Source organism: Ochrobactrum sp. SFR4, assembly GCF_019730395.1.
Taxonomy (GTDB): Bacteria; Pseudomonadota; Alphaproteobacteria; order Rhizobiales; family Rhizobiaceae; genus Pseudochrobactrum.
Window position 1 is genome coordinate 1 of record NZ_JAAPBB010001194.1, and the last position, 245, is coordinate 245.

The following is a 245-nucleotide window of genomic DNA, read 5'->3' on the forward strand; positions in this document are numbered from 1 at the left end:
TATTGCCCAGCAACCCAACGCGACTCCCCGTGGCACCCTGCCCGCCTGTATAAGCCGGCGGAACATCGCCCTTAGCCCCGCCTATATCAACCACAATTGTGCCAAGCACCACCGAGCCATCAGGCGCAATACCGCCGCCCGCATTAACATGGCCGATCACAGCCTGTCCGCTTGGCGTGACGCGTGCCGGAATACCGGTGCCCGCCAGCATTGTCTGCAAAGCCTGCGCAGAAGAGAGACTGCCC

At 62.4% G+C, this 245-nt stretch carries 1 pseudogene; it reads right to left on the bottom strand.

Going from position 1 to position 245, the window contains the following annotated elements:
• Window positions 1–245 (bottom strand): annotated as a pseudogene (locus tag HBA93_RS22825) (TonB-dependent receptor); the annotation flags it as partial.